At 38.9% G+C, this 23,636-nt stretch carries 21 protein-coding genes and 1 riboswitch; of the genes, 4 read left to right on the forward strand and 17 right to left on the reverse strand.

What is annotated here, in order from left to right; translation table 11 throughout:
• Nucleotides 1–190: 190 nt before the first annotated feature.
• Nucleotides 191–1,381 (forward strand): MFS transporter, encoded by a 1,191-nt coding sequence (locus ABES02_RS07735; RefSeq protein ID WP_430132764.1) that lies wholly within the window; start codon nucleotides 191–193, stop codon nucleotides 1,379–1,381.
• A gap of 181 nt (nucleotides 1,382–1,562) precedes the next feature.
• On the opposite strand, the gene ABES02_RS07740 is transcribed toward ABES02_RS07735, so the two are convergent.
• On the reverse strand, nucleotides 1,563–2,342 hold the full coding sequence (locus ABES02_RS07740; protein ID WP_430132766.1) for a nitroreductase family protein: 780 nt from the start codon (nucleotides 2,340–2,342) through the stop codon (nucleotides 1,563–1,565).
• 220 nt (nucleotides 2,343–2,562) lie between these two features.
• Between ABES02_RS07740 and ABES02_RS07745 the strand changes: the two genes are divergently transcribed.
• Nucleotides 2,563–3,567, forward strand: a complete 1,005-nt coding sequence (locus ABES02_RS07745) for a DUF3231 family protein (RefSeq protein WP_430132768.1) — start codon at nucleotides 2,563–2,565, stop codon at nucleotides 3,565–3,567.
• Nucleotides 3,568–3,677: 110 nt separating this feature from the next.
• Here ABES02_RS07745 and ABES02_RS07750 read toward each other — a convergent pair whose 3' ends face one another.
• The 3 genes from ABES02_RS07750 to ABES02_RS07760 all read right to left on the reverse strand — a co-directional run bounded on the left by ABES02_RS07750 (nucleotide 3,678) and on the right by ABES02_RS07760 (nucleotide 7,210).
• Nucleotides 3,678–4,634 (reverse strand): TRM11 family SAM-dependent methyltransferase, encoded by a 957-nt coding sequence (locus ABES02_RS07750; protein ID WP_430132770.1) that lies wholly within the window; start codon nucleotides 4,632–4,634, stop codon nucleotides 3,678–3,680.
• 111 nt (nucleotides 4,635–4,745) lie between these two features.
• Nucleotides 4,746–5,717, reverse strand: a complete 972-nt coding sequence (locus ABES02_RS07755) for a glucose PTS transporter subunit IIA (protein WP_430132771.1) — start codon at nucleotides 5,715–5,717, stop codon at nucleotides 4,746–4,748.
• A gap of 605 nt (nucleotides 5,718–6,322) precedes the next feature.
• On the reverse strand, nucleotides 6,323–7,210 hold the full coding sequence (locus ABES02_RS07760) for a LysR family transcriptional regulator (RefSeq protein ID WP_430132772.1): 888 nt from the start codon (nucleotides 7,208–7,210) through the stop codon (nucleotides 6,323–6,325).
• 114 nt (nucleotides 7,211–7,324) lie between these two features.
• Here ABES02_RS07760 and ABES02_RS07765 point away from each other — a divergent pair, with 114 nt between their 5' ends.
• Complete coding sequence (locus ABES02_RS07765; protein WP_430132774.1) at nucleotides 7,325–8,710, forward strand: MFS transporter; 1,386 nt, start codon at nucleotides 7,325–7,327, stop codon at nucleotides 8,708–8,710.
• A gap of 261 nt (nucleotides 8,711–8,971) precedes the next feature.
• Here the strand turns inward: ABES02_RS07765 and ABES02_RS07770 are convergent, their stop codons facing one another.
• The 4 genes from ABES02_RS07770 to ABES02_RS07785 all read right to left on the reverse strand — a co-directional run bounded on the left by ABES02_RS07770 (nucleotide 8,972) and on the right by ABES02_RS07785 (nucleotide 12,169).
• Nucleotides 8,972–10,336, reverse strand: coding sequence for an amino acid permease (locus ABES02_RS07770; RefSeq protein ID WP_430132775.1), 1,365 nt, complete (start codon nucleotides 10,334–10,336; stop codon nucleotides 8,972–8,974).
• Nucleotides 10,337–10,500: 164 nt separating this feature from the next.
• A riboswitch (glycine riboswitch) is annotated at nucleotides 10,501–10,581 on the reverse strand.
• Between the two features lie 137 nt (nucleotides 10,582–10,718).
• The gene (locus tag ABES02_RS07775) at nucleotides 10,719–10,946 is read right to left on the reverse strand and encodes a putative quinol monooxygenase (RefSeq protein WP_430132777.1); all 228 of its coding nucleotides are present in this window, start codon (nucleotides 10,944–10,946) and stop codon (nucleotides 10,719–10,721) included.
• A 256-nt stretch (nucleotides 10,947–11,202) separates the two neighbouring features.
• A complete protein-coding gene (locus ABES02_RS07780; RefSeq protein ID WP_430132778.1) occupies nucleotides 11,203–11,337 on the reverse strand; it encodes a hypothetical protein in 135 nt (44 codons plus the stop codon).
• Nucleotides 11,338–11,419: 82 nt separating this feature from the next.
• On the reverse strand, nucleotides 11,420–12,169 hold the full coding sequence (locus tag ABES02_RS07785) for an SDR family oxidoreductase (protein ID WP_430132779.1): 750 nt from the start codon (nucleotides 12,167–12,169) through the stop codon (nucleotides 11,420–11,422).
• Nucleotides 12,170–12,431: 262 nt separating this feature from the next.
• Between ABES02_RS07785 and ABES02_RS07790 the strand changes: the two genes are divergently transcribed.
• Complete coding sequence (locus tag ABES02_RS07790; protein WP_430132780.1) at nucleotides 12,432–13,328, forward strand: PhzF family phenazine biosynthesis protein; 897 nt, start codon at nucleotides 12,432–12,434, stop codon at nucleotides 13,326–13,328.
• A 50-nt stretch (nucleotides 13,329–13,378) separates the two neighbouring features.
• Here ABES02_RS07790 and ABES02_RS07795 read toward each other — a convergent pair whose 3' ends face one another.
• The 9 genes from ABES02_RS07795 to ABES02_RS07835 all read right to left on the reverse strand — a co-directional run bounded on the left by ABES02_RS07795 (nucleotide 13,379) and on the right by ABES02_RS07835 (nucleotide 23,624).
• Nucleotides 13,379–13,600, reverse strand: a complete 222-nt coding sequence (locus tag ABES02_RS07795) for a YdbC family protein (protein ID WP_430132782.1) — start codon at nucleotides 13,598–13,600, stop codon at nucleotides 13,379–13,381.
• Between the two features lie 698 nt (nucleotides 13,601–14,298).
• Nucleotides 14,299–14,706, reverse strand: a complete 408-nt coding sequence (locus ABES02_RS07800; RefSeq protein WP_430132784.1) for a DUF3888 domain-containing protein — start codon at nucleotides 14,704–14,706, stop codon at nucleotides 14,299–14,301.
• 312 nt (nucleotides 14,707–15,018) lie between these two features.
• Nucleotides 15,019–16,092: an alpha/beta fold hydrolase gene (locus ABES02_RS07805; RefSeq protein ID WP_430132786.1), complete on the reverse strand. Its 1,074-nt coding sequence runs from the start codon at nucleotides 16,090–16,092 to the stop codon at nucleotides 15,019–15,021.
• Nucleotides 16,093–16,115: 23 nt separating this feature from the next.
• Entirely contained in the window at nucleotides 16,116–16,664 is a 549-nt protein-coding gene (locus tag ABES02_RS07810) for a polyhydroxyalkanoate biosynthesis repressor PhaR (protein ID WP_430132787.1), read from the reverse strand.
• Between the two features lie 18 nt (nucleotides 16,665–16,682).
• A complete protein-coding gene (locus tag ABES02_RS07815; protein ID WP_430132789.1) occupies nucleotides 16,683–17,306 on the reverse strand; it encodes a hypothetical protein in 624 nt (207 codons plus the stop codon).
• A 94-nt stretch (nucleotides 17,307–17,400) separates the two neighbouring features.
• Nucleotides 17,401–18,672 carry an MFS transporter gene (locus ABES02_RS07820; RefSeq protein ID WP_430132791.1) on the reverse strand — a complete coding sequence of 424 codons (1,272 nt, stop codon included), beginning with the start codon at nucleotides 18,670–18,672 and terminating at the stop codon, nucleotides 17,401–17,403.
• A 127-nt stretch (nucleotides 18,673–18,799) separates the two neighbouring features.
• Nucleotides 18,800–20,704 (reverse strand): alkyl/aryl-sulfatase, encoded by a 1,905-nt coding sequence (locus tag ABES02_RS07825; RefSeq protein ID WP_430132793.1) that lies wholly within the window; start codon nucleotides 20,702–20,704, stop codon nucleotides 18,800–18,802.
• A gap of 144 nt (nucleotides 20,705–20,848) precedes the next feature.
• On the reverse strand, nucleotides 20,849–22,057 hold the full coding sequence (locus tag ABES02_RS07830) for an iron-containing alcohol dehydrogenase (protein ID WP_430132795.1): 1,209 nt from the start codon (nucleotides 22,055–22,057) through the stop codon (nucleotides 20,849–20,851).
• A gap of 46 nt (nucleotides 22,058–22,103) precedes the next feature.
• Entirely contained in the window at nucleotides 22,104–23,624 is a 1,521-nt protein-coding gene (locus ABES02_RS07835) for an aldehyde dehydrogenase family protein (RefSeq protein ID WP_430132797.1), read from the reverse strand.
• Between the last annotated feature and the right edge of the window lie 12 nt (nucleotides 23,625–23,636).

Consider the following 23,636-nt stretch of genomic DNA (forward strand, 5'->3'; position numbering starts at 1 on the left):
TGCCTGGCACACCAAAAAAAGTAGCCCTAAAGACTACTTTAATAAATCCTTTTATTTATCTTTTCCAGATTGTAGATTAAATGGCTGGTAAAAAGTATAGACTTTCCTAGTAAAAAAGTTTTATGGTATGATATTTAAATTGTTTACTACCCTGTTTCACATTTACATTCATCTAAGAAAAGAGGTATTTATGCACTCTACTGAATTATCCAAGCGTCATTGGTTGCTCATCTTTACACTTACTTTATTAACATTTGTTCTCGGGACAAGCGAATTTGTTATCGTCGGGATTTTAACCGATATTTCCTCTGGTCTTCATATAACAAACGCAAAAGCAGGCACACTCGTTTCAGCGTTTGCCATTACGTTTGCCATTGCCACACCACTCGTGATGAGCGCAACAAGTCATTTCCCTAAGCGTAAATGGATGTTGTTTTTGATAGGTTCGTTCATCATTCTGAATGCTTTGTGTGTGATTTCGACAAGCTACATCATGCTCCTTGTACTTCGGATGATGACGTCGATTGTAACAGGAGTTTTAATCTCACTTGCCATGATTGTTGCAAGTGAAACCATACCAAACGCAAAACGAGGACTTGCTATCTCGTTTGTTTTCGGTGGTTTTACTCTTGCAAACGTGGTTGGAGTACCAATTGGCACTGTCATCGCTGAATGGTACAACTGGCATGCAACCTTCCTGTTAACGACTTTTCTGGGTGGAATTGCGTTTTTAGCATCCTTCTTCATGTTGCCTAATAAGCTCAGTCAATTTCGCAGTTCGATGCGTGATCAATTTTCTTTGTTGACACACCCACGAATCTTAATGGCATTTTTCATCCCATCTCTAGGATTTGGAGCGACATATGCCGTTTATACGTATCTTGTTCCGATTTTGAAAGGAATGGAAGTACCAAGTAATTCAATCAGTTTGATCTTGTTTGGCTACGGATTTATTTCCATTTTCAGCAACATACTCGCTGGAAAAATTGCCAGCTACAATGCGATCGGGCGCCTTCGAATGGTTTTCCTTGTGCAAGCAATTGTTCTGGTCAGTTTATATTGGACGACAAATAATTTAATCGTTGGCTTGATTAATATTGGCTTGATGTCATTAATGGCTATCCTTTTAACAACATCTACCCAGCTTTATTTGATTGACCTTGCCGGTATTTATCAACCAAAAGCAACAGGACTCGCTGCTTCACTGATGCCAGTCGCAAGCAATATCGGTATCGGCTTGGGTTCCGCAGTAGGCGGAATGGTTTACCATCAAGGAAATTTGATAGATGTGACATTGGTCGGCGGGTTGATTGCAATCTTTGCCAGCCTTCTAACTTTTCTAAGTCATCACTTGGATCAAAAACAAACAAAGCTCGCATAAGAGAGAATCTACGTACACTTTGGCATCTTCGTTTTGACACCTTCAGATGGACCAAATCTTTCCATGGTATAATAAAAGAAGAAAGAAGTATCAAGAACGTTGAAGTTCTTTGATACTTCTTTTAAAATGACTCTCCCTCTTCAACCCCATTTGGTAAAACGCCTCAAAGCTTAAAAAACCCTCACTCATTATTCATAAAATTGTTCCGCTCCAAGTAATTCAGCACTGTCTGTGAATACTCGTGGTGAGATTCTTTTGTATACTTGGCAATGGTATAGACTTGAGCAAGATTCTTTAACCCTAACCGCTCTGTCATTTCTTTAAGCTTAGGGATATCCATATAGCGTTTCCATCCCTTTTCATTTCTCTCTTTGTAGATTTCTAGAATATCTTCATCTGAATAATCACGATATTGGTCGTAGTGAACAAGCCCATGCATTGGCAGTCGATCACGTGGGGCAGGATTTTCCGCAGGATAGCCTAATGAATACCCCACAACTGGTATGACATTTGGCGGTAAGTTTAATAGTTCACCAATTTGATCGCAATTTGCAAGCGTTGAGCCCATATAGCAAATACCCAGCCCAGCGTCCTCTGCTGCTAATGCACAATTTTGTGCTGCCAAAGTTGCATCAATGGCACCTATCATAAAGCTCATGAAATTATCAAAATGTACTGGTGCATCATTAAGCGAAAGCCATTTTCTCATTCTATTAAAATCAGCACAAAAGGTTAATAGTATCGGTGCATCAACAACCATCGATTGTTCCATATGTGCGGAGTATAATTTTTTCCTAAGCTCTTTGTCTTTTGTGACGACAATCGAATACGATTGCATATTGCCACTTGAAGAGGCACGAATGCCCGCATCTAGTATTTGATTTAGCAGTTCTTGACTTACTTCTCTATCCTCATATTCTCGTATGGATCTGTGTCCGAATATCACATCGTTAAATTCCAAAGCAATCACTCCCTTAAAAAAACTATAACATTTCGAATGAATGTTTTGAAAATAAATATTACAAAGACTTTTTAAAAAATCCAGTTTTAAACCTTCATACGCTCAGTATATGCTTACAATTTTAAGAAGCCTTTTTCTGTTTAATTATATCTCCCTAATATTGATTACTAATATTCATAACACTTTCTAAAATGAGAAATAATATCCAAGAGGTGATATTATGGATGAGAATAAATTAAAACTCACATCTTCCGAGATAGGTACACTATGGGCAGAATATGTAAATGGAACAGCCGTTGATATTGTAAATAGATACATGGTCTCCATTATTGAGGATGAGCAAATTAAAGCTATTTTTGAAGATGCTATCAGGACATTCGAAAAGCAAAAACAACAAATAGTTACTTTTATAAAAAATGATGGGTTTCCAGTTCCCATTGGCTTTACTGAATCTGACCTCTTTGAAGGCAAACAAAGGTTGTTCTCGGATATATTTTGCCTAAATTATTTACATATCATGACATTGCATGGATTACTTGGACACTCCACTTCATTGGGCGTTTCTGTAAGAGAGGACTTACGGTATTTTTACGACTCCTGTGATAATGATGGGAAGAGGATGTATCATCAAACCATTGATTTATTGCTTGAGAAAGGAAGCTTTCAGAGAGACCCTTTATTTTATCCAACGAAAAACCCTGAGTATGTTTCCAGCGAGGATTTTGCCGATGGATTTTTCGGAAAGGGCAGAAAATTAGCAGCGACAGAAATCATTAGTATTTCTTTCAACCTTAAAAAGAGCATTATGGCTAAAACACTTTCTATCGCATTCAGTCAAGTCGCTCAAACAAAAGAAGTAAGAAAGTTTTTAACTGATACGGAGATAACGTCTGACCAACAAATAAAGGGCTTTTCAAAAATCATGCAGGCAGATAATTTGCCTGTGCCGAAATCTTGGGAAACTGAAGTAACAACTTCGACGGACTCCCCATTTTCAGATAAGTTAATGTTGTATCATATTGGATTCTTATTTCAAGCCGCACAAAACTATCATGGGGCAGGTCTAGCATCATCCATGCGAACAGACCTTGTTGCGGAATATGAGAAGACTATTCTAAAAAATCTTATGGTGACAAAAAAATGGTTTGATTTGATGGTACAAAATAAATGGCTAGAGCAGCCGCCACTTGCTCCTAATCGTTCTGAAATTGCAAAAAAGGTGTAGAAATACGATGATTGGGTTATTTAAGTGAATAAGAATACATTTGAAAAACTAATGTGGAGTAAGGCGAACAGTGAGAGGCACTGTTCGCCTTTGGTAAAACACCTAAAACTCTACTTACATACAATCACTTCCCGCGAAAAAGAGCCTTTCTTAACAACTGCTCTGTCAATTATGATAAAACCTGCATTTAGAAGGATTTCATCAATGGGTTCCACCGTTACCACTACGACTTTATTAGCAAACTGGCGAGCACTTCGCAACATTTCAAGCTGTTCATCAGGCGTGATAACAGAACACAAATTGTAAGGTAAATCGATAATCGCTACATCATATTGATTGGTGATATCTCGTATATCTGCTAATTTCACTTCTCCAGAAAGCCCGAAATGTTTGATATTCTCTCTGGTTCCACCAAGAATAAGAGGGTTTCTATCGCTCCCTACAATATCAATCCCCATGGATAGAGCTTCAACAAGTACGGTCCCAATCCCACAACAAGGATCGATTGCCTTTATCCCGATAGGATCCGGAATAGCGATGTTCACAACCGCTCTTGCCACACGTGTGTTTAGCGCAGTGGAATAACTATGCGGCTTTTGTTGATGGCGAAACCAAACTGACTCCCCTTTAACATAATCACCAAATACCCATCTCCCATTTACATTCATGACTCCAAACAATCGCTTTGGATGATGAATATCAGCTATACCACTGATATGTAATCCGATTTCCTTCTCAATAGCTCGGCGGTTCTCAAATCCTTCGTCGACAGATATTTTAGGAAAACCATTTTTTACATAAACCACTTTAAAGGTTTCTCCTGCGATTTGTAGGGATGCCACTTGTTTGAGAAGATTTTGAAAGCTATCCCCCTCATAAATTACATCTATTCGTTCCTTAATAAATGGACTTCGACTTGGATCGATTTTTAGATGGCTTTCCAAAATGCCAGTTTGAGACTCACTCCCAAATAATGAACGCATTTCCAAAGCACACAATGAAAGTTCATTCTCATAATGAGCGTAGGTATATATGTAGGTCGTTATTTTTTTATGTTTTTCATCCATTCGTTCTCGTCCTTTAATTTTTCAAATGATAAAGGCAATAGGATTGGTCTTATTTAAATGTCCCTATTGCCGTTATTGCCATTATATAGTAAAGAATCGCCAAGTTTACATTTATACAACCAGCTTGATTAATTCATCCTTTGCTTGGACTATCCCATCTTTAGCTGGGACAACATCTACATACTGATTGGAATTGGTGATCACCACGGGTGTTTTAACATCATAGCCTGCAGCTTTAATGTTTTCCATATCAAATTGAATTAGCAAGTCGCCCCTCTTCACAGTATCCCATTGTTTCACATGGGAAGTAAAAAATTGCCCTTTCAAATTAATAGTGTCAACCCCAATACAAATTAAGATCTCAGCCCCATCTTCTGATGCAATACCAATGGCATGCTCGGTTGGAAATAGAGTTGTAACCGTCCCGTCAACGGGTGAAATCACTTTGTCTGTTGCCGGTTCAATGGCAATTCCATTTCCTACTGTTCCAGTTGAAAATAGCGGATCGCTAATTTTACTTAATGGAACAATTTCCCCATTTAAAGGACTTAAAATGATTTCTCTTCTAACGTTTGCTAATCCAAATTCTTTAACCGTTTTTGTGGCCACGCCTTCATTTTTACCTTCATATCCAATAACAAGTGTCAGAACCAAAGCTAAAACTAAGGCTGCTAAAGTACCAATTAAAAATAGTCCAGTCGGTTTAAATACAGGAATAGACAAGAAACTTGGGAGAGCAAATGCTATCCCTTTTACTCCCAATGCCCCAGTAATGGCTCCGCCCACTGCTCCCGCTATTGCCACAATAGGCATCGTTCGTTTGTAGCGTACTAGTAAACCGTAGGTGAGGATTTCCGTTGTACCTGCCAAAGCACTAGGAACAAGCCTAGATCCAGCTAGCGTTTTCAAGTCCTTATCTCTCGTTTTTAAGAAAACCCCAAGCCCCATCCCCATTTGAGCAAATGGAGCTGAAGCAATCATTGGACTAAGCGGATCACCGCCAGTCGCAAGATTTGCAATAAATATCGGAATAATCGCCCAATGAAGACCTAATATCGTCAAGAATGACCACGCAGCACCCATTACTGCTCCTGTTAGGATTCCACTTGTAGGGCGGGTTTAAATAGAGATTTCCGACAAAAAACGCCCCGATTCCCTGATTTAGGACAATCTTTCCAGCCTATTTGGCATTTAATAAATCCTTCATGGAAAAACCAAGGTGAACAGTGACAGTCACTTTTCACTAAAACCATTGCAAAAGGTAAGTATTACTTTTCAAGAATACCTCATATGCTTAATTAGAAATAAAAGTGTCCTGAAGGGGGTTATACCATTATGTTGAGGATAAAATTTATGATTAAACATTTCCTAAAAGAGCCTCTGTGGTTTAAAATACTTATTTCTACAACTTTGCTTATTTCAATAATTTTTAGCAGTTCATTTTTTTCGGATCATGCTTATTTTCAAAGCTGTTCTAAATTAGCTGCTGCAATCTTTTTTTGTGCATATGCTATTAAATTAAGGAAAAATCTTGTAACTTCTGTCATCTTTTTTACTTTAGCAGTTTTAAGTATTATTCTATCTATCTTGGTATTATTTAAGTGATTAACGTGGCGTTTGTTCAATAAGTCAATGATTAATAAACGCTTAAAGGTTTTATGATCTGAGCAATTTTAAAGCCAGCATAATTAATTTATCTTTTTGGATAGTGCCCCAAAATAATCTACAACTACCTCACGGAATTCCATAGCAGCCCGCGAAATGTACCGACCTCTGTACCATAATAAAGCTATCTCCCGTACCAATTCGTGGTTCTCAATTTGTAGATATTTGATATGATCCTGTGCAAACCTTGCCGTGCTTGGAATGAAGGCTATGCCAATTTCTGCTTCCACAAGAGTACTTAGTCTTGCAGGTTCATCTCCCTCATACACATATTTAGGTACAAATCCTATCGATTTGCATATAGAGTCCACTAGATCGCGAGTACCGTAGCCTTTCTTTACTCCGACAAACCATTCATCCCTTAGTTCTGTCAAGGATACACTACTTCGGTCTGCCAGCCGATGCCCTTTTGGAACAGCTACAAGTATCGGGTCGATGAACACGATTTGACATTCAATGTCATCTCCTTGTATAGGGGGTGAGGACAAGCAGAAATCGACCTCTCCTCTACGAAGAAGCGTAACCATTTCCTTTGTTGTCAGCATTTGCACATGAAATTGGATATTGGGCCGCTTTTTCCGAAACTCTCGAAGGATATTAGGTAACGTGCTTGCGGTAGTCACCGCCAATTCGAGTGTGCCATGTTCCGGGCTGGATAAATCACTAAGCTCCTGCTTCCCCTGTTCCAATTCAAACAAAGCCCTTTCTGCACGGCGAAGGAATCTGCTTCCGAACTCATTCAATCGTAGTTTCCTCCCTATTCGATCGAATAGAGGGACCCCTAAATCCTCCTCCAACCGTTGAATCGTTTTGCTTAGTGAGGATTGAGTAACGTGCAAACTTCGTGCAGCCTCAGTCACATGTTCCAAACGTGCTACTGTGAGAAAATATTGCAGTTGAAGAAGTTCCATTTCTACCACTCTCCATTCATTCCCCCAAGTCAATGAAATCATAACATAAAATGCGTTGGAATAAATAACGGATTTCAATTACGATGGCATTAATACGAATTAGGGGTGTCAAAAATGAATGTTAACAGCAGGTGGTTGATGATTTCCGTTGGATTGGGGGTACTATTAAACCCATTAAATTCTTCAATGATTTCTGTTGCTATTGCAAGGCTGCAAAATGTGTACCAACTTGACTTTACAGTCGTTTCCTGGATTATTTTTTCTTTCTACATTGCTAGTAGCGCCGCTCAACCTATCATGGGAAAAGCCAGTGATTTATTCGGTCGCAGAAAGATATTTCTTACAGGGCTTGTTGTAGCCTTCATTGCATCATTACTAGCTCCACTATCACCGAACTTTGGCTTGCTCATCTTCTTCCGCATTGTGCAATCCATTGGAACTAGCATGATTGTTGCAGTTGGAATGGCCATTGTGCGAATTCATATTACGGAGAAACAAGCGACTGCTCTGTCAGTTTTGTCCATATTCCTATCAGGAGCAGCGGCCATTGGGCCCTTTATTGGTGGGTCTTTGATTCACTTGTGGGATTGGCCTGCTATATTTTTAATCAATATTCCATTCGTGGTGTTAAGCTTTCTATTAGCTTGGTGGAATATCCCTAAGGACGAACCATCAATATCCATTGCAGGCAACAGGTCCTTTCGAAGATGGTTTAAATTGATTGACGCGGCAGGGATCCTGCTCTTCACAGTTGGCCTGGTTACCCTACTCGTAGGAATACTATCAGCAAAATCATCTGGCCATGTTTCATTAGGGCATGTCATTGTCGGATTGGTAGGCCTCGCTTCGCTGGTGTTTTTCGTACAACATGAGCTAAAAGCGGCATCACCCTTTATTCCTTTACGCATATTCACCAAATATCCTGCGTTGACTTGGGTTAATGTCGAATTCATGCTTGTTAACGTACTTTTTTACTCGCTTTTTTTCGGGCTTCCTACCTACTTGCAAACGGTACGTCATCTCAGTGAGCTGCATACTGGGATTCTCATGCTAAGCCTGGGTTTGTGCTCGCTCGTTGTATCTCCCATAGCAGGAAGATTGATTGATAAATTAGGGCCACGACTCGCATTGCTATTATCCGGAATCTTGATGACATTTGGGTCAGTTTGGATAGTGACATTGAATCAAACTTCACCGCTTATTAGTGTGTGTTTGGCGTTAGCTGCATTCGGTATTAGCAACGGGTTGAATAATGTCGGTATGCAAGTGGCCTTGTTCAGAAGTTCTCCTAAAGCAATCATAGGTGTAGCATCTGGAATATTTAATACATCGAGGTACCTGGGAACCATTCTCTCTTCATTGCTGATCGGCATTGTAATGGGGGATCATTTCAGCGCTGGTGGACTTCGAGTGCTTGGGATTATACTTACAGTAATTGCATTGTCGTTGGTTTTCATGAGTCTACGCCGCCGTGACTCAGGGCAATTGCAAGAGTCGTAGATTTATCCATTTCATATGTTATTGATAGTAGAAAATCCGACAATTCCCCACAAATTCACTATCAATCAATCGTTTGACTAAATATGCTGGAATGCCTGCTGTATGGGGATATAATTCGATTGGCGGACAAAAAATTTGTCCGCCAATCAAACGTTTGATTAGATTTTATGCAGTCCTGCACGCCTTCATAAAATCCATCTAGAGACAAGGTGCGTGACCACGTTATATTAGCACAACGGGGTCACGCACCAATCTATCATTCTATGCCGACAATTTTAAATTTTTTTCCTTTCTCTTTCTATTTGAATACAATGCAAATAATAGAATAAACCAAAGTGGTGTCAACAATAGAGCCATGCGTGTAGCTTGAGCAAATAGCATAATTACGAGAATCAAGACAAACAAAGTTAGAACAGCGTAGTTCATAAATGGCGTAAACGGTGCTTTAAATGTTGATTTTTTCTGTAAGTCTGGACGTGTTTTCTTATACTTTACATGACAAATAAGAATGACACCCCAAACCCAAAGAAAACAAATCGCACTAATGGTAGTCACGATCCCAAAAGCTTGTTCCGGAATCAGTTTGCTCAAAAGAGCTCCTCCCGTTAAAACAAGCGTGGAAATCAATAACGCATTACTTGGTACATGATTTTTATTTAACTCGGCAAAGCGAGATGGCCCCTGATCATTATGGCTTAAATTAAATAAAATCCGGCTTGTCGAAAACATCCCGCTGTTACAAGCAGAAGCGGCTGAAGTTAAGACGACAAAGTTAATAATTCCTGCAGCAATCGGAATTCCGACCAAGGTAAATGTTTTAACAAAAGGACTCTCCGCTGCATTTAGTTCTGTCCAGGGATTAATGCATAAAAGAACGATCAAGGCACCCACGTAGAAAAATAGAATTCTTAACGGAATTTTGTTAATCGCAGATGGGATGTTTTTTTTCGGATTGGATGTTTCCGCAGCTGATACTCCCACTAATTCCACACCGACAAATGCAAACACAACCATTTGGAATGAAAGCAAAAACCCTGAAATCCCGTTAGGAAAAAGCCCGCCATGTTCCCAAAGATTTTTTATCGAGACCGTTCCTGCATCTGTCTTGAATCCCATCACTAGCAAAATGACCCCTATACCTATTAATGCGACAATGGTTATGACCTTTATTAAGGCAAACCAAAACTCCAATTCCCCAAAAAGCTTTACTGTTAATAGATTGAGTCCTAACAATATAATTAAGCAAACAATCGCAGGTATCCACTGTGGGATATCAAACCAGTATCGAACATATACACCAACTGCAATAACATCAGCCATAGCCGTCATAATCCAACAAAACCAATAGGTCCAACCGGTTACAAACGCTGCCCGCGGACCAAGATAGTCCTCAGCAATGTCTGTAAAAGATTGATAGCCTGCTTTAGACAGCAGCAGTTCACCCAGCGCTCTCATAACAAAAAAACAGGCGATTCCTACGATTAAATAAGCCAGTATGATGGATGGTCCAGCTAACTGTATGGCTTTACCGGCCCCCAAGAATAATCCAGTACCAATGGTTCCGCCAATAGCGATTAGCTGAACGTGACGATTTTCTAAATTCCTCTTTAATTCTCTCTGTTCCATTTCAATCTCCCTCTCTAATTGATGAAAAATGTTTCATGTGAAACGATGAACAAAATAGTAAACTCCATAAAAAAAAGAGATTGGATGTCCTCCAATCTCTAAGGTCAAAGAATAACAAATACTATCTATTACGATAACTATTGTCAGCATAACAAATAAATATTCAGTACTCTTCTGTCCTTTTGCCTGAGATTGTGAACCCTTCGGCGCCGCGGTATTCCTGCGGTCTCTCCAGAAGCTGCTCCTGCTATAGTGTGATCCATAGCAATCATAGCTTGCTAAATTATTAATTTTTTAATTGAGTTTAACTATTGTTAAATAATTTTTAATTTTAATAGTATTCTTACATTGTGTCAACAACGAAATCAAATAATTATAAAAATTATTTGATTTCTCTGTAAAGGTTGATTTCTGTACTTTCTCGAAGTTTTCTAAGTTCTGGGACAATTTTCAATACATGTTCACTTTTATTGTGTTGGTTTAATGCATCTTCATCCTCCCATTCTTCGAGCATAGTCAGGATAGTCGGATCATTGATATCTTGATGAAGTGAGTACGTAATGCCGCCTTTTTCTTTTTTGGTTTCTGAAATAACTTCTCTAGCTATCATTAAATATTCTTCAAGCTTTACACCTGGTTTTAGTTGGCTTTACAAACAACTTTAATCATTTTATTAACTCCTTTTCTGTTTTTATAATTTCCCTATTATGAAACGTGGCTTCAACTTTATTATTTTATCATGATTCTCCATACAAGATTTACAATGTGAAATCTGTTAATTGGTAACCATCTGCTCTCCATCTGGGATTCCAAAGCTGATACACGAAAAACCTACTTACGTCGAATGTAAGTAGGTTTTTCATCTTTTATTCACTGTTTTGTGTGGTATTAAAGAATTCAGCCTGATCTTTTTTGTTAGTCTTTACATTATTGTTGTCTTTACCCATTTTTCCATCCGATTCAAAACTTAAATTCTCTGATACCTTCTTATCCTTTTCCATAATATCCCCCTTTAACTCCTAGTTTGTCCATCCAAATTTTTTATAAGAATTTTTCTTGTTTTGGAATGAAAAAATACACGCCTTAAGCCTTCTTATTTCTCAGATATTGTTCAAAAGTAATTCTTCCGGTTTTTTGATTACAATTGGTGTTTTTTCCATCTACGAAAGATTTATAAAGTTTTCCTGCTAAAGGAATGCTTAAAACTTTATTTGTTTCATTATTTATCTTAATTTTCTGCTCCGGCATTTCTCTTAACAGCATTATTTCTGGTCCGCCAAAATCATCAGTTCTTCCTTGAGGACCTTTATGAATAAAATCAATCAAATAAGTGGCAAAATCATCAACATCTACGCTTTGAAATTTCATGCTTCCAGGGATCACATATCTCTTAAAAAGAGGCTTTGACAAAAGTAAACTTTCAACAAAGCCGTGGAACTGTGTTGCACGGACAATGGTAAAAGGAATAGAACTATTCTTTAACAATTCTTCTGCTTCATATTTAAGTTTATAATATTTAAATGGTATTTCCTCAATGCCAACAATTGAAGGATAAATAAAATGTTTAATGTGTTGCAGCTTACCTAAAAACCTTTCCAAACCTAGAACTTCAATCAATCTTGAATTCTTCATGGGACTTGTTGCGGCATGAATAATGACGTCTACATCTTTTACTGCTTCATCTAAACCTTCACCAGACAGTAAATCGCTATAAACCCACTCGAAATCTTCTGTCCCCTCAGGTTTTCTTCTCGAAGTCATTTTAATTTTATAATCAGAACCTTTTAGATGATTCAGCAAAGCTGAGCCTAGCTGTCCTGTTGCTCCAGTCACCAATATCCTCAAGCGCGCCACTCCCTTACTAACGAATTATCTTTGTATTCTACTATTCCAAAGTAAGTGCTTTTATTCAATTACTTGCGGATAATCCGGAAGTGTTTACAAATTGTTGCGTGGCATTTATAAATTCCTTTACAACAGTTGTCCAATTGTTTACATGAAAATTTCTAATGTATTCAATTCATAATATTCATTTTACTTATACATAATTAGTGCATATGATTAAAGTACAATAATCATTTAAAGGAGGAGAAACATGAAACAAATCCCGGTTTATCATATTGATGCGTTTACTGACATATCGTTTGGTGGAAATCCTGCTGGGGTTATACCCCATGCCGAGGCCTTAAGTGAGATGGAAATGCAAAAAATCGCAAATGAATTGAACCTCCCAGAGTCCGCTTTTTTATTGCCTTCTTCTCATCCTGATGCAGATTTTAAAGTAAGATATTTTACACCGCTTGAGGAAATCAATTTTTGCGGGCATGCAACAATCGGTCTTTCATGGTTACTTGGAACCAAATACAATTGGTTAAATAAAGCAGATCAGATTGTTTTTGAAACCAACGTAGGGCTGATTCCGGTAAAATGGATAAAAGAAAACAATCAACTTATTCGTGTTTCTATGACCCAGGTCACTCCAGAGGTAAAAGAAATTGAAATCAATAAAGACACACTTTCCCAACTAGTCGGTATTCAATCAACTGATCTAGATGAAAGGTATCCAATTAAATTAAGCAATACTGGAAACTGGCATCTGCTTGTTCCAGTGAAAACACGTAAAGCCATTGATTCGGCAGAGCCGCGTCTAAAAGAGTTAGGCATTATGAATCGGGAACATAATATTTCAACCACTCATTTATTTACCTTTGATACAAATGGGGAGTTTGATATTTATACAAGGGATTTTGCACCTGGCATCGGAATCAACGAGGATCCTGTAACTGGTGCGGCAAATGGTGCCTTAGCCGGGTATTTGTTTTTAGAAGGAATTCTTTCTAAAAATCAAACTCATCAGCTGAAAATTGGTCAAGGTCATGCCATTGGCAGACCGGGGACATTATACATTACGATTCATTCGGAAAATAATAAACCAATCATAGAAGTGGCAGGATCAGCGGTAATAACAATTGAAGGGAATTTAAATATATAACGAGATTGAGGGCAAACAATAAATAGAAAAGTTTGCCCTCGGTCTGTATATTATAATTCCATCCCATTCAACAAATCCCTCAAACCCTTTAATTCTTCAACCGTCAACGTTACACCCTTACCCATTTTTTCATGCTCCGGTGCCCAGTCACGTAAATCGTATTTAGCTTCTTTACCATTCCAGCTAATCAGGTTAAGTTCTTTGTTCCAACCTTTAGGGGATTGAGATAAAGCCCCCAATGTTTCTTTGATTTCGTATTTTATTTCTGCCATCTTTATTGGCCTCCATTAATAAACATAGTAACTGCTTGAGTGTTCAATATTTTTTACAAAGTGAACTCCCACGGGAAATGCAACGGTGTTCCTTTTACCCATAAACGAAAATGGGGGCTTCTTCGGTAAATGCAACGCCTTTCCTTTTACCCAAAAACGATAAAATGAGCTTCTTCGGTAAATGCAACGACCTTCCTTTTACCCAAAAACGAAAAATTGAGCCTCTTCGGTAAATGCAACGACCTTCCTTTTACCCAAAAACGAAAAATTGAGCTTCTTCGGTAAATGCAACGTTCTTCCTTTTACCCGTGAACGAAAAAATGAACTTCTTCGGTAAATGCAACGCCTTTCCTTTTACCCAAAAACGATAAAATGAACTTCTTCGGTAAATGCAACGCCTTTCCTTTTACCCAAAAACGATAAAATGAGCTTCTTCGGTAAATGCAACGTTCTTCCTTTTACCCATAAACGAAAATGGGAGCCTCTTCGGTAAATGCAACGCTTTTCCTTTTACCCGTTAACGAAAAAATGAGCCCCGACGGTAAATGCAACGCCTTTCCTTTTACCCATAAACAAAAAATTGAGCCTCTTCGGTAAATGCAACGCCCTTCCTTTTACCCGTGAACAAAAAATTGAGCCTCTTCGGTAAATGCACTATCTTTTCCTATTTTTCATAGGCAATACCTGATTAATTATTACTACTGGAATCCATGCATGTACTCTAATATTTCTATTTTGAAATCATGATTGCATTTAAGCTTATTAATCTTTCCACTGTCACAAGATGGGGATATTCTTACCTTAACTAGATCTTCTTTATAATTATCGAGTTTTTTGGAAGGAACTTGAATTCTTACGGAAACATCATAAGAATGATCGTCATTGTACTTAATCCCGACGATTCTTTGCCATTGCCAGTCAAAAAGGGCATCGCCCCCATACTCTTTTATCACTCTTTTATCAATAGTTGGAAAAATTAGGTCTGAAACAATGTCTTCCGTTGTAAAATACGGATTTTCAGCCTGTGGAACAGTTTCACTATTAGCGGCATCTGCTATGTTGCCAGTCGAAAATAGTAATAGAGTTGCGAAAAAAAATATTTTCATGATGTTCACCTCTAGATACTTATCAGAGTTAGTTTTTTCAAAACGGACCCATTAGATACGTTTTTTCTAGAGATATAGATAAAAAAGGCTGGCCCTTTTTTTGGACTAACCCTTACAGAATGTTGCTTTCCACTTATGACTTCACTAATAATAAAAACGAGAGATACATAAAAATCATGAACACTAATAGAGAAAATAAACTAGAAACAAAGATAATGGATTGGTTTGACGGTGAAAAGATGACGCCTGCAATTTCCTTTCTCTCTATATAAAGCTTTCATTAATGATTAAATCCCCTTCATAAATCAGAAATTATCCAAGTACCTCCTGAATTCCCTGTGATCGAGCCGATAGCCACTTATCCCAAACTTCAGCAAATACCCCGGTCAAGACCAGTGAAACATGTCCACCTTCATAAACCTCATAAGTTTTATCCTTACTTGAAACAAGGTCCATCAGCGGAAGACTTTGCTTCTCTAATATAATTGTGTCACGTGAGCAAGAGAAGACAAAAAGCGGGCAGTTTATATTCTTTAAATCCACCTTCCTGCCTCCAATCACCAATTCTCCCTTTAAGAGTTTATTCTCTTGATAGAGATCGTTGAACATCTGTTTGAATGCAGCACCTGCAAACGAAACAGAGTCCTTCGTCCACTTATCCATTCTGCGCCACTTTTCTACATATTTCTCATCATGTGCACGGGTGACAAGATTTATTTTAGAACTTGCAGAACCCGGTGATACCAACCTAAATATCAAATACATAATTTCTGATGGAATGGTCCCATGTGCATCGGCAAAACGGTCAAGACTCAGCTCCCCTTTTTGTAGTGCTTCCATCAATTTATCAGGAAAGAGGCCGATACTAAAATCGATTGGAACGGCTGCAAGGGATAAATTCTTAATGGGCAGTTCGGTTATGGACGCAAGAATAGCTGCAATGGTTCCACCTAGGCAATAACCGGCAAGGGATATTTCACTCGCCCCTGAATGCCTTAAAGCCCGTTTAAGGGCGTTCTCTAAATAATCAATGATGTAATGATCAAGTGTGATATCAGCATCTTCAAGCCCAGGGGACCCCCAATCCAATAGGTAGACATCATATCCGCGTTCGGTAAGTCCGCCTACAACGCTGCTTCCTTCACCGATGTCAAGAATGTACACCTTATTTAACAGGGAGTAGACTAGAAATACCGGTATTGCATGTTTTTTTTCCTTTGCAGGATGAAACCATAGTGTTGCTTTATTTTTCTTCCAGACGGCCTGTCTCGGTGTAGGTACAATATCTGGCTTTGGCTCGGTCATAACTTTATAAAGCTGTTTACACCGTTTCGCTTCTTTTTCTAAATTTAAGCTTGGAAAAAGGTTTGTTCCTAAAAGGTTCATTATGATCACTGCTCTCCTCGATGTTATTTATTAATACTGGTGGCGACTAGATCTTTATCTTGCTTTTTTTCCGGTTCTTTTTTCTGCTTTTCCCGCTCAATTCCGGGGAGACCGCTCTCTATTTTTTTCCGCAATTCCTGAAGGTCAACCTTCATTTTTTTAGTCTCCGCCACTTCATGGGACATCTTTTGGAATTCATTCTTCATTTGCATGACAATCTTTAATATCTCTTCGAACATTCCGGCATTTTCTTTTGTGATGGAGCTTACACTGTCTTGCAATGTCCAAATTTGTTCTTCTAAAAGATCAATTTTTTCTTCTGTCTGAATAGAAAGCTTTGCGGCATTCGCAACATCTTTCTTTGTCGGGATATTCATTATTGACGCAAAAAGCTCTTGGTTCTTTCTAAGTCGCTCTAGGTAAATCGAATAGGTGTTGAGGCCAGTACTTGCTGTGCGAACAAATTCTTTGTTGTCTGCCAAGTTATATAATAGGCCGGTTAATTGTTTGTCCCACTTTTCACTCAATTGGTTGAAGACAAAAAATGGATCATAGATGTTTTCATTTGACATGATGGTGCTCTCCTTAAATTAAGACTTTGTGAGTTCTTCTGTTTTTTCCATATATTTATTTAGCGGGAAGATCAGATCTTTGAATTGTGTTGCTAACAGATTGACAAATCCTTTTTGATATTCATAGAGTGGATTACCGGCATGTTTAACCATTTTGATATATTGCAATCTTCCTTTTTTCCTAAGATTGATATATTGCTCGAACATTTCAGGGTATTTCTCAATCTGTTGGTAATTTGCAATGGTTTGACATGGAGTACTTAAGAGAGACAATACTGTCTTTTGAATCTGATCAATTTGCGCATTAATTTCCTCATAAGACCGAATCGGAAAAAAATGCTGCAAAGTGGTGGTTGACATTAATAATTCATCCCGCGCACTCTTTTCCCATTCAGTAAATTCCTTTGTTAATTGCTCTGCTATTGCTTTTTTATTTTCCTGATTCCGTTGTATACTTTCTGCAAATCGTCTAACCTCATTTAAGAAAACTTCGTCGCGATGATCTGTACACTTTGCCCATTCATCTAATTCATCGAATGCGTATCTCCAGAGCAGGTCTAGGCTTGAAAGCGATGATTCATTATTGACATCGACAGTGATTTCTTCTGTTGATTTTTTTAGATTTTCTTTTTTTACAGCCACATTACGCACATCCTTAATAAAAATTTATTTGGTTTAGTTTGAAATCTAGGTTCTTAATGATTCCGTTTGGAATAATCTCTAATCAAAGTTGCCATTAGAGGTTCACTGTTCTTTTTTCGTTCTTTGTTGCAATTCTTTGTTTTGGCCTAGCGAAAAGGAACATGCACATCGCTGTAACCACCATTGCAACAGAGATTCCATAAATGGATGAGCTAAAACCCACTGCTAGATTTGCACCAGAAGATTGAATGAGCTTTCCAAAAATAAGGGGAGCAAAAATACCTGATGATGTCATGATTGCATAATAAGTTCCAGTCATAAGGCCTCTCCGTTCAGGATATAAACTAATGATTACTGCGGGATTAAGATTTCCAGCAACAGCCACTAATGTATACACAATAGAAAGGATAATGATGATTGAACCCTTTCCAGTAACTAAGGGATACAAAGCGTATATAATGCCTGCTAGGATCAGACCACTAGCAGAAAAAAGAATTCTCGACTTCCATAAATTTTGAGTTATTTTGTAAATACGATCTGAAATGATTGCCACTACTAATGCAAGTATCGCGCCAATTAATCCAGATAAAGCAATGATTTTTCCAGACTGTTGTTCAGTGAACCCCTTCACTTTCATTAGATAGGCGGGATTAAAGGTAAGTCCAAAGACAATATAAGAAAAGCCGATACATGCTGCTAAGGATGTAAAAATAAAAATTGGAGATCGTAACGCTTTCCACTTGTCTTTTCCATTTGTCTCTAGTTTGTTTTCCCTTTTTCTTTCCTCTTCATCAAACAAAACATTCGGTTTCAGTCTTCCGAGCCAGAGCCACCCAATTAACCAGAAAAAGCTAATAATGCCCGAAATTAAAAACGTTTGTTTCCAACCAAAATTTGACATCAGATAAACCACAGTTGGAGCTGAAACCGCTATTCCCACAACATTTCCAAAATTCAGGATGGACATGGCTAATCCACGTGATTCCGGTTTAAACCATTTACTAATATGACTGGTTGCGGTTGCTTGGAAAGGACCCTCTCCTATACCTAGTAATACCCTGCTAAATAAAAGTAGTGGAAGGCCAGAAACAATTATTACCATTGATTGCGCAAAGGTCCAAATAATCGCCATAACTAACAATAATTTTTCTGTTCCGTAACGATCTGATAAAGAAGCCCCTAATATTCCAGCTAATGGGAATAACCAAAAAAAACTGCTCCCTACCAATCCAAATTGAGAGAAAGTTAGATTCAAATCCTTCATAATATGAATTCCGGCTAACCCTGTAATGGATTTATCGGAAAAATTAACAATAGACAAAATAAAAAGTGCAAGTAAAATAACCCATTTGGTCCAACCTTTCATTCGTACTCCTGCCTCTCAACTAATATTTCTTCATTTTTAATGGCATTAACTTTTTATACCTAAAGAGGAAAACACCTGCATTGTTCACCTTTAAAGCAGATAAATTCAAGCAGGTGCTTATTGTTAATTAAGGTGTTACGATATTGGATAATCTGTCAAACTCGTCTAATAGTGATAAAAAGTCATTCAATTTTGTTTGATCACCAGAAATGGTTAATTTACCTGCTGCTGCTGCTTGTTCTGGTGAAAGCAAACCGAGTCCAACCCCAAAGAATGTTAATCGTTCCAGGGTTAAGGAAACATCTGGATTAGCGTCTAATTTTCCAGTCTTATAACTCAAAACGGAGTTTTCTAAATAAATAGCAAAGTTTTGGTTAATATCTGATAGAACTACATTCAACGTTATTTTTTTACCTTCTGCCCTTAGTCCGTTTAGTTTCACAGCGGTCAGCTTTAAGAAATCCTCGATTGGCATATGGTTAATAATTCCGGAAACATCTAATGGGGCAAGATCTTTTTTGATTCCATTCCTGAGTTCGGAAGCACCAACAAGGTAAATATTACGCCAATTGGCTGATTCGGCTTGGTAACCCAATTGTTCGTAAGCATCTGCCAATAAATTTTTGGCTTCCGAATTTTCCGGGTCAGCCATTACAACATTTTTTAATACTTGAGCTACCCAGCGGTATTCCCCATTTTCAAAATCGGCTTTTGCTTTTTCCAAAATGGCTGACGCCCCGCCCATGTATTCTACATATTTCAGACCTGTTTCCACTTGTGGTAATGGATCTAAATCGGAAGGATTTGCACTATAATAGCCCAAATAATAATTGTATATCCCCTTTGAATTATGCTTTAACGTACCGTAATATCCTCGATTTCCCCAATACGTATCTAACGATTTGGGAAGTTTGATTGTTTCCGCTATTTCCTCCATCGTATATCCGTTATTGGCTAAACGTACGGTCTGGTCATGCATATATTTATATAAATCACGCTGCAATTTCAAATGTCCTAAAGCACGTTCTTTGCCCCAAAGAGGCCATGCATGAATCATGAGCAAGGCATCAATCTCTTCGTTCTCAAATAAATCAATGGTTTTATCGAGTGAATTGGCCCAATGCAGGGCATCCCGAGTTTTTGCCCCTCTAACCGTATAAATTTGGTGCATTAATTGATTGGCGTTTTCTGAGACAAATAATGCTTTGTAATCACGAATATAAAAATGCATTTCAGCCGGTGCTTCTGTGTTTGGGGTTAACAAGAATTCAAAGGTTACCCCATCGATTTCCATCGTTTGGATTTCGTTTTCAATTTCAATTGTAGGCAGGGCAAAACTCATGGTTCCGGAACTCATTGTATTACCGATACCGATCGATACCGATCCTTCCTTGCCATCTGGAATATTTTTACCAAACTGATACTCGGCACGGCGCGCCATAATGGTACCCAAAAGCACATTTTCACTTAACGCTTCTTTTGTAAAATGCTGTGGAACGATAATAGGAATGGCAGGATTTTCTGCATATTTTAGAACTGCCTGAATGCCACCGAAATGGTCCGCATGACTTTGACTAATAATAATAGCTGAAACTGGCTTTCTTGGACGATGTTTATAATATAATTCCATGGCAGCTTCAGCAGCTTCTGTACTTGAGGATGTATCACAGACAATAACGCCTTGTTTACCTTCAAAAAAGAAAGTGGTGGCGATGGATTGTCCACGCACTTGATAAATTCCTTCTACGACTTCAAATAAACCAGATATAGCCTGTAATTGGCCATTTCTCCAAAGGCTTGGGTTCACTGTCTCTGGAGCACTGTCGTTAAGAAATTCTAGCTTATCGATGTCCCAAACGACTTCCCCGGAATGATCTTTAATGATTGTAGATTCTAAAGGAGCAATAAACCCGCGGTTAGCATCTTCAAAATCCTGACGATTATCGAAATTTAGTGATTCATATACTGCTAAGTTTGCCTTTTTGGTAAAAGAAGTTGCGGACTTAGATGGATTAAAAACTTTGCTTATCATATTAACCTCCAAGGATTGTTGTTTTTTATTGATACAAAAAAGGAAAACACTTTTGACTTCCTGGCAATAAGGTCAGATCAGGGACCATACATGCACAGGAGGTCTTCAAGTGTTTTCCGGATTACAAGATTACCTATAGTCGTGTTAAGCCTCGATTGCTTTTAGCTCGAACACTTCATATATCACCTTAGTGATAATAGGGGCTGGGATCTTGAAGAAAACTCCTGCAGGGTCATGATGAACAGCCGGCACCAAAAGGTGAAGCTTGTCTTCGTTACATTCAAATTCAGCAAAAGTGTCAGGTAAATTCACCGCTTGGCGGAGATCTCTAATATACTGGATAACTTCCTCTAAACATTTTTCCGGTTGTTCTGATGGATTCGCGATACCTAATGCTTGGGCAAACCCTGTGATTCGCGGCAAATAGTAGGCAGGCAACGATTCCATTACATTTGGCAAAAGTACAGCATTAGCCAGTCCGTGCGGGATATTGAATTTTGCCCCTATCGCATGCGCCATATTGTGAACTGGAACGGCATTCAGACATAAACAGAAAGCAGAAATGGCCATCGAACTTGCCATCAGCATATTTGCTCTTGCTGACAGATCGTTCCCATTGTGAACCGCAGTCTGTAAATTATCTACAATCATACGAATTGATTGCAGAGCATAGGCATCTGTCATCGGATTGGCCTTTGGTGAAAAATAAGCTTCTACTGCATGTGTCAAGGCATCGAATCCTGTAAAGGCAGTGATTTTCGGAGGAAGCCCTACGGTTAAATCCGGATCCAAAATCGCCATATCCGCATTGATGAACGGATGAAGAAGGTTTGATTTGATTCCAAGCCTTTCATTCAAGATCACGGCTACTGGTGATACTTCCGCACCTGTTCCCGCTGTTGTCGCAATGGCTACATGCGGAATCGGAATATAATTGGCTTCTGGCCACCACTCCATCACATTTCCAGTAAGAAGAGAATCACGAATATCATCGAGTCCTTTATGAAGCAACCACTTGATCCCTTTTACTGTATCCAAGACGCTGCCGCCGCCAAGAGCGATTAAGGCGTCCCCATTGCACTCTTTAAAAAAACGAGCTCCGCGATTAATAATTCCGCCCTTTGCATCCTGCTCGATTTCATCAAACACACCAACGAGCTCCGGCGTACCCGGCATAATTTCAAACAATTCTATAATTTTCTTTGTAATTCCGGCTTGAGTTAACCCTTTGTCCGTAAAGAGTACGGCCCGTTTACCGCCAAGACCTTTAATCATCTCAGGAAGCAATGTTCTTGATCCCGCCCCGCTATTTACAACTGTTCGAACAGAAAATTGGAAAAATGATGTCGACATAGAATTCACCTGCTTTTTTATATTTTTATAAATAAAGTAATCTGGATTATCCCAAAAGAATTTGGTACCAAGGTCTTTGGCTAACTTCAGGTACGAGCGAGCAGTGGACATGTTTGACTTGAGAATATTCGTCCAATGCATGGCGTCCTAATTCCCGGCCAAAACCGCTTTGCTTGTATCCGCCGAATGGAGCATCACTTCGGAGCATATGCCAATCATTGATCCAGATCGTTCCTGCCTTTAACTCACTGGCTATTTGCATCGCTTTATTGACATCCTTAGACCAAACTCCACCTGCTAATCCATAAATCGTATCGTTAGCAATTTCGATTGCCTCCTCAACAGTAGAGTATCGAATAATGGAGAGAACTGGACCAAAAATTTCTTCTCTCGCAATCTTCATGTCATTATGAACATCTGCAAAAATGGTAGGTTCTACATAATATCCATTTTCAAATCCTTCTACGATTCTGCGCTTACCGCCGCACACCAATCGTGCCCCTTCTTGAATGCCAGATTCAATGTAAGAAAGAACGGTTTCCAATTGCTGCTGTGATACGAGTGGCCCCATACCTGTCGCGATATCTAATGGATTTCCAATTGTAATCGTGCTTGCAAGGTCAGATAATTGTTCAATGACTTGTTCATATATGGAATCATGTACAAGAACACGAGTACCTGATTCACAAACCTGTCCAGAGTGTGATAAGAATCCGAATAGAATGCCTGGAATGGTAATACTCAAATCCGCATCCGGTAATACGATAGCTGGTGATTTCCCGCCTAACTCAAGAGTGACGCGTTTTACCGTACCTGCTGCCATCTGCATAATGCGGCCACCTACTTCTGTAGAACCGGTAAAAGCGACTTTGTCTACACTTGGATGGGTGACAAGTGCTTCTCCAATGCTTGCTCCTGGACCAGATACGACATTGAATACACCATCCGGAATCCCTGCTTCAGCAGCCAATTCCGCTAATTTCAAAGTTGATAATGGTGTATTAGATGCCGGTTTCACTACGATTGAGTTCCCCATTGCGAGCGCAGGGGCCAATTTCCACATCGCAAGAATCATTGGAAAATTCCAGGCGGTAATGGCCGCTACAACACCAATTGGTTCCCGCCATACCTGATTATTGCTCGGTCCTGGGAATGGTAAGGAAGGCAGAGATTCGACATACGGATACTCAACAGTGAACTTCGCAGTTTGCTGTAAGAGATCTACGATTGATAAGATGTCAATATTGGAAATACGGCGAACTGTAGCACCCGAACTAATAGATTCTAAGTATCCCAATTCTTCAGCATGTTCAATGATTTTGTTACCAAATTGGACAAGTACGTTCGCACGTTCTTGAGGAGATTTTTTAGACCATACTCCCGAATCGAAAGCCTTTCGAGCGGAAGAAACGGCCGCTTCTACATCTTCTTTCCCAGATTTCGCCACCTTTGCGGCCACTTCACCCGTTGCAGGGTTTACTACCTCGAACGTTTCACCGCTTATCGCTGGCTTCCACTCCCCATTAATAAAAAGTGGAAATTCCAATGTTTGCACAGCTGCTTTCATAGCAATTCCTCC

The sequence above is a fragment of the Neobacillus pocheonensis genome, from assembly GCF_050477905.1.
GTDB classification, from domain to species: Bacteria; Bacillota; Bacilli; order Bacillales; family Cytobacillaceae; genus Neobacillus; species Neobacillus pocheonensis_A.